The following is a 14,744-nucleotide window of genomic DNA, read 5'->3' on the forward strand; positions in this document are numbered from 1 at the left end:
ATCAGTGCTGGCGCCCTCGCGTTACCATCGCGGCGGCCAAGGAGGTCCGGATGAGCCTTCGTTACTCCCTCGCGGCGATTACCCTCACACTTCTCCTCGCCGGCCTTGGGATCTTGCCTTCGTGCAGTAGCGCTTCCTGCGACGGCGGCGGCGAGGGCTGCCCGTGTACGACAGGCGTCGAGTGCGGCAGGCCGCCCGCCTGCACGGGTTGGCTCTGCGACGGCACCTGTCACAGTTTCAACGAGCGCGTGGGCTTCCGCTGCATGATGGATTCATGCCCAGGCCCGGACAAGTGCCCTGGCGTGTGCGACGGCGCGGGTACGTGCATTGGGTGCCTGCAGGACGCGGACTGCAAACCGGGGCATACCTGCGAGGCCGGGAACGTGTGCTCGCGCTGCGATGATGGGGTGAAGAACGGGGATGAGACCGGCGTCGACTGCGGCGGCTCGTGCCCGCTGTGCCCGGGGACGTGCAACGTGGACGCCGACTGCTCCGCTGGCTACTGCTGGGAGGGGCTGTGCGTTCGGTGCGACGACGGGATCAAGAACGGAGACGAGACCGGCATCGACTGCGGCAACTCCGGTGGGCGCTGCCCGATCTGTTTCGGGGCGTTCTGCGAGTCGGGTGCTGCATGCGCGAGCGGCGCCTGCGAAAAAGGGCTCTGCTGCTCGAAACCTTGCCCTCTCTGCTACGATTGCGACCTTATGGGGGAATGCTTCTTCATCACTTACGGGTACACCGACACGTATGGAGTGGATCCCACCATTACCTGCAACGGCAGCCACATGTGTGATGGGAAAGGCCGATGCGCCCTGAAGGACGGGCAACCTTGCACGCAGAATGACGAGTGCGCTTCCTGGAGCTGCCTCAACGGCATCTGCGAATTCTAACTGGACGAGCGCCAGTTTATTGCGGCGGCGCGAGGTCTGGAATGCAACAGAACGTTACAGGCCCCTCGGTCAACGCCTCGCCAATGACTTCTCCCCCATCAGGATCGCACGTACCAGGCTGGTAGGACAATATCTCGGCGTCTTGGCTACCGAGTGCGGTGCTGGTGGGTAAATCGGTGCACTTTGGTCCATCGGTCGAGGGCAACACAAGGGAGCCCTGCTCGTTAGTACAGAATTGATCAGCATATACCCTGACGCGCACCGAGCAAGAGCCTCCCATTGACCCGCTGCAGGTGCAGGCCGAGCAAAGCCGCTGCTCCTCCACTTTTCGCCAACCTGAATGCCGATCGGGCCATGCGTCCGGACACGGTGCAGCAGCTTCGAGCCCATGGGCGACACGACATAGCCGGTACCCCGGCGGCGGATCAGAAACGCAAATATGCAGCAAGTCGCACGTTCCAATGCCGGCGGCTACGTATTCGATCACCCTCGTGCGCATGGGGGGCGGCAAGGGCTGTCCTTCCGGAGGCATGCTCGGCTCTGCAAGGCATGGCGCAACGATAGGCGGTTCAACCACCAACGAACGGACGCAGGGAACTCCATCGCACAACGTCCCCATTGGAATCTGTGTGGACGAAGTGCAACTCCCATCCCACGCGATTGGAGGCTCGAACGGAGTTACGTAGGGTGGAGAGATATCTTGACAGGCTGTCGAGTTTATGTCCCACGAGGCCGGCAGTATGCAGCCCACAGACGGCGCCAAGCATGAGCACGTCGGGCATGCCGGTTCGGCGAAGGCGACGTCCACCCAGCTCTCGAACTTCTCTGCAGGCAACGGCGGCGGCAGCGGGTCGGTCTCCTTTCCCATCCACACGTACGAAGGGTAGTAGTCGAACCCGCCTCCACCGGGCGCCATGCACTCCGCGTTCCCGGGGCATCCAGACGACGAGCCCGCTTCTGGGCCTCCATCATCGTCGCCCGCCTCGGCCTCGGCGTCGTCGCCGGCATCCACGTCGGCATCATCCCCAGCATCTGGCGGGCACGCGTACTTCTCTCCTGGCGGTCCGCAGCACGGGACCTCTTCGTCGGCATCGTTGTAGCAGATCGTGTAACCCTCGGTGATCGAGACGCAGCTCTCCGCGTCGCATGCCGCGAGCCCGAGGGCGATCAACGTGCCGAGGTACGAGGCCAGGGTCTTGAACGCACGCACGCCGTTAAGGCTAGTCCTCGAATCCGGGCACCGTCAACGTTAGGACCCGACGGACAAACCAACGCCGAGCGCTGTCGCGTTCCACGAACGCTTGCGCCTCACGCGCCCCACGGGCATGCTCTGCGGTGGGGGGACAAACCTGCTCTCTCAGGTCATGCGGGACGCCTCTTCACGCCCTTTCAGGGCGCGCTTTTTGCTGGTCGCGGCCCTGCTCTGCGGCACCTCGGAGGCGACGGCGCAGTCGTCCGAGGTCCTGCCGTGGCGCCTCGACTACGCCCCTGGTCCCGACGCTCCGAAGAACTGCCCGGACAAGAGCTACATCAAGGCCGCCCTCTCCACGAAGCTCAAGGGCCACGACCCCTTCACTGACGACGCGCCACGCTCGATCTCCGTGAAGCTGGTGCTCACGCCGCAGCGGATCGAGGCTCACATCGAGGCGCGCGACGAGAACGGTGAGGTTGTCGCCAACCACGTCACCCAGGCGGAATTTTGGCGCTGCGACCAGCTCGCTGATCGCACTGTGTTCTACCTGCGCGACATCATCGACCCACTGACGATCCCGCCCGCGGCCCCGGCGGCTTCGAGCTCGTCTGCGACGCCCGCGCCTTCATCTGCCGATCCGCCCCCAGCTCCCTCGACTCATGAGCGCGTCGAGTCGTCCCCCTCGGCACCCAAGGTCCTAGCGCGCCCGGCACGGCTGCCGCAACTCGCCATCTACGCGAACATGGGGGCTGCCTGGTGGAGTACCCCGGAGACCGCCCTGAGCCTCGCGGCGGGCATCGAGGCGCGGTGGAAGTGGCTCTCCATCGGGGTCGAAGGGCAGTACGATCACGCCTGGGCCTTGCCGACGAAGCTCGATGTGGAGGCTGAACGTGCGGGCCTGGCCGCCCTGGCATGCGGACGTCATGTAGTCCTCCCTCCCCGCGTCTCCGCCCGCGCGTGTGTGTTCGGCGACGTGGCACTGCTTTCGCTCGACCCTCAGAGAATCAAGCTTATCAGCGATGAGGACCTTGTGATCGACCTCGGCATGCGGCTCGGCGGAGAGCTCCGGCTCGCTCGCTTCTTGGGCCTCCAGCTACACGGGGACGTCGCCTACGTGGCCCTTCCGCGGTTGTTCATCGTCGACGGCAAGGAGCTCTGGCGCTCTCCCCGTCTCACCGGCGCTGTCCGGGTCGGCCTGGTTGTTCCCTTCGACATCCGGTGAAGTCGTCTTCGAGCAGGAAGATGTACGATTTATTGGACGGGTCGCCGGTCTCGGCGCGTGTTTGTATTTGTGCGCGTCCTCATCCCTTTCCTGCATCACGCCAGCGACGCCTTTCTCCGCTTCTACGCGACGCACCTCCTGACCGTTCTCGGGATCCTGGCGCGGATGGGCGTGCGCCAGGCGGATGTCGGTGACCTCGCGCAGCTCGTCTTCCTGAAGGTCTACAAGAGCTTCGACAAGGTCCCATCCACGGGGGTGAAGGACTGGCTCGAGATGATCTGTGAGCAGCAGGCTGCCGAGCACTACCGCCTGTACCGTCACCGCTTCGAAACCCCCGAAGCGGACGTCGGCGTCGACGTGCCCAGCGATGAGAACCCGCACGAGCGCTTCGAGCACCATGAGCTCGATCAGGTCGTCAAACGCGTGCTCCAGACCATGGACGCGCAGCTCGTCGATGTACTGGTCAGGGCCGAGTTCAACGGGGAATCGCTGCCGAAGATCGCCGCGGCGCTCGGGGTCTCACGCAACACGGCGCAGGCCAGGCTCGTCGAGGCCAAGGACGTCTTCCGGCGCAGCGTGAAGAAGCTGTTCGGCCGGGACTTCACGCCGTTCATGCTGCTGCCCTTCGGCCTCGATACCGTCGTCCGCCCCGAGGATCTCACGCCCGACTTCATCGAGAAGGCGCGGCATGAAGTCTGGCGCGGCGTCGCCCGCGAGCTTGGCTTCGACGAGGTGCTTCCTCCCGCCCTGCCTCCGAGCTCGTCGCCGCCTTCCGAGCCGCCGGCTTCGGGCAAGCGGCTCATCCAGATGATGGCGCCCAAGGGCTCTGGGCCTGTCGCTCGGGCCACCGTGAAGGCGGTGCTCGAGCGCATCATCAAGCACCCGCTCTTCCTGGTCGGCGTCGGCGCCTTGGGCGGGGGTGGTGCGGTCGCGCTCTGGCCCCACGACGAGCTGCCTGCCGCGCGACATGCAGTGCCGATGGTGCTCTCCGTCGTGATCGACGAGCGCGGGCGTGGTGAGGGCTTCTCAGCCGTCGCGCCCCCGGCCACCCCCGGACCGAGCCCCACCATAGTTGTCGTTGCTCCCGCGCGTCCCCCTGCCGGTCCCGTGCCTCTAAACGACCCAGAGACGACAAACCTCGAACAAGCCCGGGAGATGCTTTCGCGCGGGCAGTGTGCCGAGGCGCTCTCCACGCTGCGACAGCATGAACGGGACTACCGGGACAGCCATCACGCGGCGGTCCGAAACAAGTACATCGCCACGGCGCTCGAGGGCCTGCGGCAGAACGAGCAGAAGAGCGGCAGCACGCCCTGACCAGCCTCGTGCACGCAGGCGTGCACTTTTCTTGGACGGGTCGACAGCGTCGGCTCGTGTTTAGAGAGTAAGGGACATGCGGCTTCAGCGCCCGGCCATGGTCGCCGGCACGCGGGCACGTTTGTCCTCGCGAATCATCATCATCCGCAGACGGCCGCGGTGGCGAGCGCGCGTTGGAGGACGTTCGTCGAGGCATACCACCGCGGTCGCCTGGGGATGGTGATGTTCGCTCGAAGGAGGTCGCGGGATACAGCTCGCATTCGCTAGCCCGGGTTCCGCGCCTGCCTCCGGGCGATCATCGCTCTGATCGTCATTCCTGTCGTCCGCGGCGTCCCGAGTCGACGTCGCACGGCTGACGACAAGCAGCTTCGCGGCTTTTTCAGGCCGCAGACGGCATTCGTGCGCCCGGAGGAGTACATGGCCGACGAGGAAGAAGACGAAGCCGCCACGCGCGTGTTGACGCGCCCGGCTGCGAGCCACGACGAGGACGACAACGCCCCCACGGCGTTCTTCGTGCGGCCGGCGGCGCCCGCGCCTCCTGTCCCCGCCACGTCGATCCCGGTGAGGCCCTCATGGTGGCGCGTGCTCATCGACGTCTTGTGCTTCTGGCGTCGCCGCCCTGTAGCAGCGGTTCTCGCTGCTACAGCTCCCGCCCCTGCACCTGCGCGTCCCGCGACCTCTGCGTCGACATTGCATGTGCTCGTGTCCGCGCCCAAGGCGGCACGCAGGCCCGCCCCCACGCTGGTCTCGCATCTCTCCCCGGGGCGCCGCGCGGTTGTCGACGAGGTGCACACGTTGCTCTGGAGCTTTGAGCCGCACGAGCTCGAGGCGGCGGCGAAGCTCATCGAGCACATCGCCGCAGCTAGGCTCGCGGGTCCGGAGGGCCGCGTCGAGGCGCAGATCATCTACGCGCTCCTGTACATGCGCTCCGACGAAGACGGGGCGGTCGGCCTCGCCGTTCTGCGGGGCAAGCTCCTCGGGCTCGCTCGATCCGCGGTGGACCAAGCGCTCCTACATCTCGAAGAGCAAGGCCAAGTTGTACTTCGTCCTGCGAATCCGCTCTCCGGAACACGGCAACTTGCTGCAGGGATCGAACATCCGACACGAGGGCTGCTCGAGCGCGTCGCTCTCGTTGCACGAGCGAGGAGAGCGTCTTGAGCGGCGAGCGCGCCACAACAGGTACGCCGGGCGGCACCAACGCGCAGGCCGCGCCCATCTCGACGAACCCGCCGTCGATGATCCGACCTTCCCCGCCTGCGCCCCCACCCGTCGAGCCTCGACGACGTCATCGCACGCCGATCGAGGAGGTGAACGATATCCTCCGGCAGCTCCGCATCCCCGAGCTCGCCGACGTCCTGCTGTACGCGCAGCGCACCCTCGCCGCGCGTGACGCAGGTCCAGATCCGGCCGTCGTGAGCGAGATGCTGGCGGCGATGGGCCGGCTTCATCCGGCCTACAAGAACACGCAGGGCGTGCCGCTGCCGATCCTCCACTGGGCTCTTGCTCACGTTCCACGCGCGGCCTTCGAGTCGGCGCTGCTTCACGCCGAGCGCGAGGGGCGCATCCGGCTGGTCGCTGCTTCGCTGCTCGCTCCCTTCGTCGAGCACGCTGCGGGCATCCACGACCCGAAGCGGGGCTTGCTCTACTTCTGTACCGCTCCGGAGGCACGCGGACGGCGGGAGCCCTGACATGGGCCGCCGACACGAGCCGGATCCGTTTGCCCTCAAATTAGGTCATCGGATCAGGGATCTGCGCCTCGCACAGGGCATGTCGCTCGAGCACCTCAGAAGGAAGACCGGCATCGTCGCAAGCCACCTGTCGCTCATCGAACGCGGGTATGTCGCGATCAACGTCGGCACCCTCGATCGCATCGCACGCGCGCTCGGCTTGACGCCGATGTTCCTGGTTCTATTCCCCGAGGAGAGTGAGCTCGAGGCAGTCGTCGAGCAGATCGGCAGCATGAGCGCGGAGGAGCTCGCGCAGCTCCGCGAACAGGTGTCCGCCTCGAGCCCACGGGCAGAGAAGCCTCGCCCTTCGCGTGGAACTCGTCGCACGTAGAACACCAAGTGGTCGGACTCGGCAGATAACCAGATGAGCCTCGACGGCAGATGGGGATGAACGAGTGCCACGGCATGCAAGCGAAGAACCCAAGGTCAGGCTCAACTTGGAGCTTCCCGAGCGCCTCCGTGGCAGGCTCGATCAGCTGCGCGCGATGAGCGAGGCCGGCACGATCACCGAGGTGGTGAAGAGAGCCGTCGCGCTGTACGACGTGCTGTTCTCGGCGATCCGAAACGGCCGGGAGAGGATCATCCTGCGCAGTTCCGACGGCACGGAGCGCGAGCTGCTCATCCCGTGATCTTTCCTTCCCACGTGCTCCACTAGGATGAGCACTAGGGTTTGTCCTCTCTTGCGGTTTGCCGCGGAACATGCGATCCAGGGGCGCGATGTCCTCCGCTCGTCCGCCTGCCGCGTCGTTCGAGCCCCCGCCTCCGCCCTCGCGAAGGCGGCTCAGAACGGGGCCCGGCGCGTTCGATGTCCTCTCGCGGGACGGCGCGGCCGCGGTTCTGCTCTTCGCCCGTGCCAAGCTCGAAGCTGAGCGTCGGCGTGCACCGGGGCTCGTGAACGGTTCCCTTCGCGCCTTCGCCTCGCGCGTGGAGTCAGCGGCTCGCAGCGCGACCGAAGGGGTACATGACGATGGCGTGTTCATCGCACCGCTCTTCCGCCTGCTCCGCGAGCGTGACGAGGTCTCGTCCTGCCCGACGCTGTCGGCGTTCAAGGCGCGGCTGCTCCAAGCCTACAACCGCGGGCTCCTCGAACTCGCCACCTGCAAGCGCGCCGAGGACGAGAACCCCTTGGTGGTCGCCGCATCAGCACTTCGTTCCCGACGAACCATGTTTCATCTCGTGCAGCGATGGTCGCGTCGGAACATGTTCGCCGCGCTCGAGGACGTCCTCGAGGCGCTCTCTCCCAAGGCTTACGCCGCCGCAAAAGAGTTCGCGCGCAAGGTCCACGAGGATGAACAGCGACGCGAAGGGCGCCCCCGCCTGATCTCGCTGCGCCTCGATGCTTTCGCCACGCGCATGCAGGCCGTGGCCAATGAAGGCTCGCACGATGCGCTCATCATGGAGCTGTTCCACGAGCTCGATGAACGCGGTGAGGCGACGGGGCTCGGCCTCTCAGCGTTCAAGGCTCGGCTTCGCGGTGCGCATCGCAGGGGCCTGCTCACGCTACGCGCCTGGCAGGCGAAGGATGGTGTGAAGACCCCAGCCATGCAGCTGTCCGCGGTCGATCACGAGGGGATGAAGCTGCACCTCGTGTGCCGTACGGCGGCGCCGTTGCCGATCCCATGGGGGCGACCAGCGCTGCCATTGCGACCTGCAAGGGCGACGGCGACGGGGACTTGAAAACCTGACCTAACGTGTGTCTGTCTTTCGGCCGGACGAGACTCCAGCGCAGATCAGGGCAGCGCTGGTGCGGGGCGTGCCTCGAACTCTTCCGGCCTCTGCCGCCAGCGCTCGGCGATGAACCGCTCGATGCCTACGACGCTGCTGTCTTTCGACTCCTGCGGATACCGGAGCTCGACCATCACCCCGTGCTCCTTGCCGTCCTTGAGCACGTCCAACAACGCCGCTGCCGTGGACGCGTCGCGGCGGATGTAGCCCGTGATCGCCGCGCCGTCTGGGTCGCGTAGCTCGATGGACTGGTGGGTCTGTTCCGTGTCGTTGTAGTCGAAGTTGTAGTAGTCCGTGAGCTTCGCCCAGACGCGGAAGAGGTAGGTCCCCTTCAGCCGTTGCGTCCGGAAGAACGGCAGCGAGACGGGGTTATATCCGACCGAGGATCGCCAGTCGAGCTTGAGGCCCTCTGCGGTCTTCTTGAAGTGGTAGTAGTCCCGCTTGTTCTTGCCGAAGACGACCTCGACGCTGCAGTAGTCGCCCTCGTTCACCTTCGCGCAGCCGTCGGTCTCGATGTATCCGTCCCGCCACCCCCATCCTTCCGCCTCCCCCCTCGGCCATGCATGTATGCCTCGTTGAAGGGAGGCTTGTCATGGCTACGAGGACGACCAAGGCCGAGCGTCGCTGGCGGCGGATCGTGGAGAAGTGGCGCCGTAGCGGCCTATCGGCGCGCGCGTTCGCGAAGCGGCATCGAATCAGCGCGGTCACGATGTACGGGTGGAGCAGCCGGCTCAGCAGACAGGATGCCGCGCAGGATTCCGAATGTGCGGCGGAAGCACCGACGTTCTTGCCCGTCGAGATCATCGACGACGTCCTGCCCGCCGCGGCCGCCGGGCCGACGGCCCTGGAGGTCGTTCTTCCGCGTGGCGAGGTAATTCGCGTGCCTCCTGGCGCTGACCTCTCCCAGCTCGGCCGTGTTGTCGCGGCACTCCGGGGGGCGCTCGAATGATCCCCGCGCGGATGGCCATTTACGTCGCCACCGAGCGGCTCGATCTGCGACGCTCGTTCGATGGGCTCTCGGGCGTCGTGCGCGAGGTGCTGCGTGAGGATCCGCTCTCGGGCGCGCTGTTCATGTTCTTCAACAAGGCGGCCGACAGGGTCAAGATCCTCTGGTGGGATCGGACGGGCTATTGCCTCCTCTACAAGCGCCTCGAGCGCGGCACGTTTCGCGTGCCCCTCGCGCTCGAGCCCGGCGCGACGCGCATTCCGATCGAAGCCTCCGAGATGGCCAGGATCCTCGAAGGCGTAGAGCTCCCGCCGGCGAAGCAGCGCATCCGCGCGCTCGCGGCGGGTTCCATCAAGTAAAACCTTCCTCTTTACACGGGGCCGCGTTGCGTGTATGGCACGCTCCCGTGACAAACCCTGAGCTCGAGGTGAAGGTCGCTGCCCTGGAGAGCCGCCTCGCGGGTGCCTCGCGAGAGCGGGACAAACTCCGCCATGAGCGCGACGAGTATCGGCACGAGCGCGACGAGTATCGCAAGCTCTACGAGCTCGCCAGCATCGAGCTCGAGCGGTTTCGTCGCCATATCTTCGGCCGCAAGGCCGAGCAGGTCGATCCTGCGCAGACCCAGCTCGCGTTCAACGCCGTCGTCGAGGCGCTCGGCGGGCTCGAGCGGCTCTCCGAGCCATCGACGGATGCACAGCCGCCTTCCGAGCAGCCCGCCGGAGAGAAGCTACCCGAGCGCAACAAATCAAAGCAGAAGGGGCGCAAGGCCACCCCGCACGGGCGGCAGAGCCTGCCCGAGCATCTGCCCGTCCACGAAATCGAGCTCCTCCCGCTCGAGGCCAAGGGCGAAGGCGCCGCGTCCCTCGTGCGGATCGGCGAGGAGGTGAGCGAAACGCTGGAATGGCGGCCCGCGGGCTACGTGCGGGTCCGGGTCGTTCGTCCGAAGTTCGCGACGAAAGGCAAACCCGAGCAAGGCGTGCGTATCGAGCCCGCGCCCGAGGCGCCAATCCCTCGCTGCATGGCAGGCCCCGGGCTGGTCGCGCACGTGCTCGTGAGCAAGTACGCCGATTCCTTGCCGCTGCACAGGCAGGAGAAGATCCACGAGCGACAAGGTGTCCCGCTCGCGCGCTCCACCCTGTGCAACTGGGTGAGCGCCTCCTGCGGCCTGCTCCGGTACATCGTCGACGCGATGTCCATCGACGCGAAAAGCGCGCATTGCATCGCCATGGATGCGACCGGCGTGCTCGTGCAGGCGAAGGAGAAGTGCCGGAGAGGCTACTTTTGGGTGCTCGTCGCCGATCGGGACCACGTCCTGTTTCGCTTCACGCCGCGGCACACGCAGGATGGGCCGCGGGAATTCCTGCGCGGTTACAAGGGGTACGTCCTCGCCGACGCGCACAATGTCTACGAGCTGCTCTATCGCACCGAGGAAGTGACGGAGGTCGGCTGCTGGGCACACTGCAGGCGCGGCTTCTTCAAGGCGCTCTCGTCCGACAAGGAGCGGGCGCTGGCGGCGCTCGGGTTCATCGGAAAGCTCTACGCAATCGACGCCGAGACCAAGGACCTTCCGCCGGCTCGCCGGACGGAGGAGCGCCGGAGGCTCGCCACGCCCGTGCTCGAAGCCTTTCGCATCTGGCTCGACGTGCAGGGTCTCGTGGCCTTGCCGAAGAGCCCCGTCGGCCAGGCCATCGGCTACGCTCGCAATCAGTGGGCGCCCCTCACGCGATTCCTCGACGATGGCCGGCTGCGTCTCGACAACAACGGCTCGGAGCTCGAGCTCCGCCGCCAGGCAGTCGGCCGGAAAAACTGGCTCTTCGTCGGCAGCGACGAGGGGGCCGAGTGGAATACCATCGCCGTCTCGCTCATCGCCTCCTGCGAGCTGCACGGTATCGAGCCCTGGGCATACCTGCGCGACGTCTTGATCCTGCTTCCCGAATGGCCCCGCGACCGGGTCCTCGAGCTGTCGCCCAAGCACTGGAAGCAAACCCTCGAGAAGACCGACGCTCGTCAGCGGCTCGACAGGAGCATCTGGAGCCGCGTTTCGAGCACGTCCCCCTCGTCCTGACTTCGAGCGCGGCGCGCTCGTGGGGACCTTGGGAGCCGCGCCTTCGGCGGCTGTGGTTCGGCGGACACGAACATTCCGAGCGGGTCTGGAAGGCGCGTCGACCGTCGACGTGGCTTCCTCGCCGCGCTTGGACGGTTTGATGGTCGAGCTGCGGCGTCGTGGCGAGCTCTCGTCGTCTTTCCGGCGAGCATCGAGCCCCTCGGACGCATCAACGCGGCTGCCTGCCGCGCTTCGGCCCCGCGCAGGACCATGCTTTCTCGCGAGCTTCGGGCGAGCTGCGTCTCCCAGGGGTTCTTCCACGACGAACTCGTCACGCTGCGGCATCGCGGCGGAAGGTTACGCAGCTGCCTCGATGCGCGCCATGATGCGGGGGGCCGAACGGATACGTCTCGATCGACTCGAACGGCTTCTTGCAGTCCTTCTGGTCCGTGTAGTGCTCGGCGAGCGCGGCGCGGTTCGCCTCGGGGTCGAGGATGAACTTGGCGCGGTCGAGGCAACTGTCCTGGTTCAGGTAGTCGCGCACGATGCTCGATGCGCCGCGGGAACATCCAGCCAGGAGCACGCTGCTCGCCAGCATGAACGCGAGGGGCAGGATCGTTGACGCCGCAGAGGGCACGATCGTGGGAGTGGAAAACCGATGCATCGCGACGCCACGATACACGATCGGGTTGGTTGTCAACACCATCGTGTGTTCACCTGAAGCGTCATCCCCGCGACGTTCGGCGCCGTGGACTTCGGCAAGGAAGTGCGGCGGCGACGAGAGGCGCTGGGCCTGACCCTGGAGCAGCTCGCGGAGCGCGCAGGGCTCACGCCGAACTACATCGGGGGCATCGAGGCAGGTCGACGTGACCCCTCGCTGTCGAGCATCCTCGGGCTTGCGAAGGGCCTGGGGGTGCCGCCGGGGGAGCTCGTGGGAGGCATCCACGACCTCGAGCCGGCCGCTATCGAGGCAGCACGGCTCTTCCAAGGCGCGTCCGAGGACGTCCAGGATGCCGTTCTCCGCCTCTTGCGTGCGGTGACGCGGGGACGGCGGCGAAGCGGGTGAGCCGGGCCTGGGGCGGGGCCTAGCGGGAGCCCGTCTGGCAACCATGGGGACCATCACCACGGTTGCTGCGGACTCCACCGCCGCTCAGGGCGTGGATGCGGCTCGGGGCGCGCGACGAGTTGTCCTCGTCTACCGCCGCTCGCGCGACGACTCTTCTTCGCCGCGCGACGACTTTTCTTCGCCTCGCGCCAGGGAGGACTCGAGCTCCGACGCCAAGGTATGGGGGGCGCGCTCTGGCCGTGAGCTGCGCCGATCCCTCAGCTCGCGCGCCGAGATGAACCGAGAGTTCGCCGCATGCCGGCGATCGAGCTCTTGCCAGGAAGAAGTAGCCCAAGCCCGCGAGGCGAGCTCCCCTGGCGCTTGCAGCAGTAGCCAACGTTCGGCGGGCAGGGTTCTCGCCCGGGGGGTAGAGGTCGCCGTTCCGACCCGGGTCCTGGGTATGATGAGCTCCCGCGCGCCAGGCGACTCTTCGCGCTGCGCATGCCTGCTGTCAAGCGACAGTAACTTCTGACCCCCTCACGACAGTAAAACTGACCCCTCCCTGCGCATCGGCTCCAGGTCTCACTTCGCGGGAGAGACGCTCCCGCTGAGCAGTCCGGCCTTCTTCTTCTGCTTCAACCGGTAACTCTCTCCCGAGAGCATCAGCGTGTGGCTGTGATGCAGCAGTCGGTCGAGGATCGCCGCGGCGAGCACCTCGTCGCCGAAGACCGTTCCCCATTGCGTCACCACCTGGTTCGTCGTGATCAGCGTGCTGCTCCTCTCGTACCGCCTTGCGACGAGCTGAAAGAACAGATGCGCGCTTCGTCGCTCGAACGGCAGGTATCCGACCTCGTCGACGATGAGCAGCTTCGGCTTCGTGTAGAACAACAACCGCTCGGCGAGCTGTCCCTCGGTTTCTGCCCGCGAGAGCGCGGCCAGCAGCGCCGTGGCACTTGTGAACAGCACCGAGTGCCCCGCCTCCACGACGGCCCTCCCGAGGGCGATCGCCAAATGCGTTTTGCCGACCCCTGGCGGTCCGAAGATCAATACGTTTTCCGCCTGCGCGATGAAGCGTCCCATGGCCAGCTCTCGCACCAGCTTGTGATCCACCGACGGCTGGAACTTGAAGTCGAAGTCGTCCAGCGTCTTCACCGTGGGGAAGTGGGCGATCTGGATCCCCATGGCTATGCGCTTCCGTTGCTTCGACCCCACCTCCTCGCGCAGCAGATTGTCGAGGAAGTCGAGATACGTTGGCTCAGTGCGCGCGGCCTCCGCCAGGAGCGCGTCCAGCCGCTCTGCGACGTAGCCCAGGCGCAGCCGTGTCAGGCTCTCGAACACGCGTGCGTGCACGAGGTCGGGGCTCACGAGGCCACCTCCTCGAGCACGGCCGCGTAATCGGACAGGCGGCGCCCCAGGGCCTCCAGCGGACTCGGAGGCGGCGTGGAGGTCAAGGGCGCGGGCTGCATGCGCCATAGGCCCTCGTAGTGGGCCTTGTCGATGACGCGCGCGTGCAGCTCGAAGGACCGCTCGTGCCGCGCGACGAGCACGGCGCCGCAGTAGATGCGCACTTCGCGCTCGCCGAGCGCGACCTCGACGGTATCGCGCACGAGCCGATGCGGGACGCTGTAGCGGACCGTATCGACGTCCACGAGCGCGTCATTGGCGACGCGTCTGCGCAGGCGCTGCTCACGAACGGGCACGGGGCGCGCCGGCAGCGGGCGCAAGGCGTGCCGCTCGTCGCGCTCGAAGCGCACGAACGGCGGCTCGTGCGTCGTGCCGTGGATACGCTGGTCGGCCTCGACCATCCAGGCCGCGAGGTGCGCCTCGAGCGCCTCGAACGAGGCGAACTCGCGCTCGGCGAGGCCATTGCGCTTGACGTACTTCACCGCGGACTCGGTCTTGCCTTTGGTGCGCGCTCGGTAAGGTCCGCAGGCCCGCGGAAGGACGCCCCAGTCGCGGCAGAAGGCTGCGTACGCCGGGTGGAACGTCACCGTGCTCGTCTCGCGATCTCGACCGACGACCAGAGCGCGGGCATTGTCGCCGAGCAGCGTGCGCGGCACCCCGCCGAAGTGGCGAAACGCCGCGGCGATCCCCTCGCGCCAATCATCCTGGCGCTCGCTGAGAAACGCCTTGACAAACAGACGCCGAGAATGGCAGAGGACCGACACGAGCAGGTGTACTCGTGTCGGCTTGCCTCCGATGCGGACCACCTTTTGACCAAAGTCGATCTGCATCTGTTGACCGGGGTCCGTCTCGAAGCGCACGCTCGCCGCGTCCGCGGCGAAGCGCTCGCGTCGCTGGTCGGCCACGGCGCGCTGCACCGTGCGCACGCTGGCCTCGACGCCGCGCTGCCGTAGCTCACGCGCGACGACGACGGCATTGGCGCCGGCGAGGCTCGTGTAGAGCTGCCAGGCCTCGGCGCGGCCATCGTCGTCGAGGCGGCGACGGCCCGGACGGACCTGCACCTCAGCCTCGGAACCACCCCGCAGGTACCGTCTTACCGTGTTGCGGGCCACCTCCAGCTCTCGCGCGATCCGCTTGGCGCCCCAGCCACGAGCGGCCAGATCGCGGATCTGCCGGATGATCTCCGGCTCCACCATGTCCTGCACCTCTGCTACCGGAGATGCCTTCTCCCAGAG

General features: G+C 66.7%; 17 protein-coding genes. 13 read left to right on the forward strand and 4 right to left on the reverse strand.

What is annotated here, in order from left to right; genetic code table 11:
- Nucleotides 1–50: 50 nt before the first annotated feature.
- From POL67_RS17635 to POL67_RS17675, 9 genes are all read left to right on the forward strand, one after another.
- Nucleotides 51–890, forward strand: coding sequence for a hypothetical protein (locus tag POL67_RS17635; RefSeq protein WP_271918537.1), 840 nt, complete (start codon nt 51–53; stop codon nt 888–890).
- Between the two features lie 740 nt (nt 891–1,630).
- Nucleotides 1,631–1,777: a hypothetical protein gene (locus POL67_RS17640; RefSeq protein ID WP_271918538.1), complete on the forward strand. Its 147-nt coding sequence runs from the start codon at nt 1,631–1,633 to the stop codon at nt 1,775–1,777.
- 477 nt (nt 1,778–2,254) lie between these two features.
- Entirely contained in the window at nt 2,255–3,304 is a 1,050-nt protein-coding gene (locus POL67_RS17645) for a hypothetical protein (RefSeq protein WP_271918539.1), read from the forward strand.
- A gap of 57 nt (nt 3,305–3,361) precedes the next feature.
- Nucleotides 3,362–4,618 (forward strand): sigma-70 family RNA polymerase sigma factor, encoded by a 1,257-nt coding sequence (locus tag POL67_RS17650; RefSeq protein WP_271918540.1) that lies wholly within the window; start codon nt 3,362–3,364, stop codon nt 4,616–4,618.
- Between the two features lie 417 nt (nt 4,619–5,035).
- Nucleotides 5,036–5,776: a hypothetical protein gene (locus POL67_RS17655; RefSeq protein WP_271918541.1), complete on the forward strand. Its 741-nt coding sequence runs from the start codon at nt 5,036–5,038 to the stop codon at nt 5,774–5,776.
- Nucleotides 5,773–6,306 carry a hypothetical protein gene (locus POL67_RS17660; RefSeq protein WP_271918542.1) on the forward strand — a complete coding sequence of 178 codons (534 nt, stop codon included), beginning with the start codon at nt 5,773–5,775 and terminating at the stop codon, nt 6,304–6,306. The genes POL67_RS17655 and POL67_RS17660 overlap by 4 nt, the downstream gene beginning before the upstream one ends.
- 1 nt (nt 6,307) lies before the next feature.
- The gene (locus POL67_RS17665; RefSeq protein ID WP_271918543.1) at nt 6,308–6,676 is read left to right on the forward strand and encodes a helix-turn-helix domain-containing protein; all 369 of its coding nucleotides are present in this window, start codon (nt 6,308–6,310) and stop codon (nt 6,674–6,676) included.
- A gap of 154 nt (nt 6,677–6,830) precedes the next feature.
- Entirely contained in the window at nt 6,831–6,974 is a 144-nt protein-coding gene (locus POL67_RS17670; RefSeq protein WP_271918544.1) for a hypothetical protein, read from the forward strand.
- Between the two features lie 535 nt (nt 6,975–7,509).
- Nucleotides 7,510–8,022 carry a hypothetical protein gene (locus tag POL67_RS17675; RefSeq protein WP_271918545.1) on the forward strand — a complete coding sequence of 171 codons (513 nt, stop codon included), beginning with the start codon at nt 7,510–7,512 and terminating at the stop codon, nt 8,020–8,022.
- 53 nt (nt 8,023–8,075) lie between these two features.
- Here POL67_RS17675 and POL67_RS17680 read toward each other — a convergent pair whose 3' ends face one another.
- On the reverse strand, nt 8,076–8,561 hold the full coding sequence (locus POL67_RS17680; protein WP_271918546.1) for a hypothetical protein: 486 nt from the start codon (nt 8,559–8,561) through the stop codon (nt 8,076–8,078).
- Nucleotides 8,562–8,662: 101 nt separating this feature from the next.
- Here POL67_RS17680 and tnpA point away from each other — a divergent pair, with 101 nt between their 5' ends.
- The 3 genes from tnpA to tnpC are packed head-to-tail and all read left to right on the forward strand — an operon-like array spanning nt 8,663 to nt 11,081.
- Nucleotides 8,663–9,019, forward strand: a complete 357-nt coding sequence (gene tnpA / locus POL67_RS17685) for an IS66 family insertion sequence element accessory protein TnpA (protein ID WP_271918547.1) — start codon at nt 8,663–8,665, stop codon at nt 9,017–9,019.
- An 11-nt stretch (nt 9,020–9,030) separates the two neighbouring features.
- Nucleotides 9,031–9,375, forward strand: a complete 345-nt coding sequence (gene tnpB, locus POL67_RS17690; RefSeq protein WP_271918548.1) for an IS66 family insertion sequence element accessory protein TnpB — start codon at nt 9,031–9,033, stop codon at nt 9,373–9,375.
- A gap of 47 nt (nt 9,376–9,422) precedes the next feature.
- Nucleotides 9,423–11,081 carry an IS66 family transposase gene (gene tnpC, locus POL67_RS17695; protein WP_271918549.1) on the forward strand — a complete coding sequence of 553 codons (1,659 nt, stop codon included), beginning with the start codon at nt 9,423–9,425 and terminating at the stop codon, nt 11,079–11,081.
- A gap of 310 nt (nt 11,082–11,391) precedes the next feature.
- Here the strand turns inward: tnpC and POL67_RS17700 are convergent, their stop codons facing one another.
- The gene (locus POL67_RS17700) at nt 11,392–11,766 is read right to left on the reverse strand and encodes a hypothetical protein (RefSeq protein ID WP_271918550.1); all 375 of its coding nucleotides are present in this window, start codon (nt 11,764–11,766) and stop codon (nt 11,392–11,394) included.
- A gap of 42 nt (nt 11,767–11,808) precedes the next feature.
- Here POL67_RS17700 and POL67_RS17705 point away from each other — a divergent pair, with 42 nt between their 5' ends.
- Nucleotides 11,809–12,126, forward strand: coding sequence for a helix-turn-helix domain-containing protein (locus POL67_RS17705; protein ID WP_271918551.1), 318 nt, complete (start codon nt 11,809–11,811; stop codon nt 12,124–12,126).
- A gap of 561 nt (nt 12,127–12,687) precedes the next feature.
- On the opposite strand, the gene istB is transcribed toward POL67_RS17705, so the two are convergent.
- Together istB and istA are read right to left on the reverse strand one after the other, a co-directional pair.
- Complete coding sequence (gene istB / locus POL67_RS17710; protein ID WP_271918552.1) at nt 12,688–13,470, reverse strand: IS21-like element helper ATPase IstB; 783 nt, start codon at nt 13,468–13,470, stop codon at nt 12,688–12,690.
- The gene (gene istA / locus POL67_RS17715; RefSeq protein WP_271930837.1) at nt 13,467–14,705 is read right to left on the reverse strand and encodes an IS21 family transposase; all 1,239 of its coding nucleotides are present in this window, start codon (nt 14,703–14,705) and stop codon (nt 13,467–13,469) included. Before istA ends, istB begins: the two co-directional genes overlap by 4 nt.
- Nucleotides 14,706–14,744: the final 39 nt, after the last annotated feature.

The sequence above is a fragment of the Polyangium mundeleinium genome (genome assembly GCF_028369105.1).
Lineage (GTDB): Bacteria > Myxococcota_A > Polyangia > Polyangiales > Polyangiaceae > Polyangium > Polyangium mundeleinium.

What these genes read in the sequence shown, in the direction of transcription:
- POL67_RS17635 (WP_271918537.1), top strand. Translation starts at nt 51, where the DNA reads ATGAGCCTTCGTTACTCCCTCGCGGCGATTACCCTCACACTTCTCCTC.
- POL67_RS17640 (WP_271918538.1), top strand. Translation starts at nt 1,631, where the DNA reads ATGCAGCCCACAGACGGCGCCAAGCATGAGCACGTCGGGCATGCCGGT.
- POL67_RS17645 (WP_271918539.1), top strand. Translation starts at nt 2,255, where the DNA reads ATGCGGGACGCCTCTTCACGCCCTTTCAGGGCGCGCTTTTTGCTGGTC.
- POL67_RS17655 (WP_271918541.1), top strand. Translation starts at nt 5,036, where the DNA reads ATGGCCGACGAGGAAGAAGACGAAGCCGCCACGCGCGTGTTGACGCGC.
- POL67_RS17665 (WP_271918543.1), top strand. Translation starts at nt 6,308, where the DNA reads ATGGGCCGCCGACACGAGCCGGATCCGTTTGCCCTCAAATTAGGTCAT.
- POL67_RS17670 (WP_271918544.1), top strand. Translation starts at nt 6,831, where the DNA reads ATGAGCGAGGCCGGCACGATCACCGAGGTGGTGAAGAGAGCCGTCGCG.
- POL67_RS17675 (WP_271918545.1), top strand. Translation starts at nt 7,510, where the DNA reads ATGTTTCATCTCGTGCAGCGATGGTCGCGTCGGAACATGTTCGCCGCG.
- tnpA (WP_271918547.1), top strand. Translation starts at nt 8,663, where the DNA reads ATGGCTACGAGGACGACCAAGGCCGAGCGTCGCTGGCGGCGGATCGTG.
- tnpB (WP_271918548.1), top strand. Translation starts at nt 9,031, where the DNA reads ATGGCCATTTACGTCGCCACCGAGCGGCTCGATCTGCGACGCTCGTTC.
- POL67_RS17700 (WP_271918550.1), bottom strand. Translation starts at nt 11,766, where the DNA reads ATGGTGTTGACAACCAACCCGATCGTGTATCGTGGCGTCGCGATGCAT.
- istA (WP_271930837.1), bottom strand. Translation starts at nt 14,705, where the DNA reads ATGGTGGAGCCGGAGATCATCCGGCAGATCCGCGATCTGGCCGCTCGT.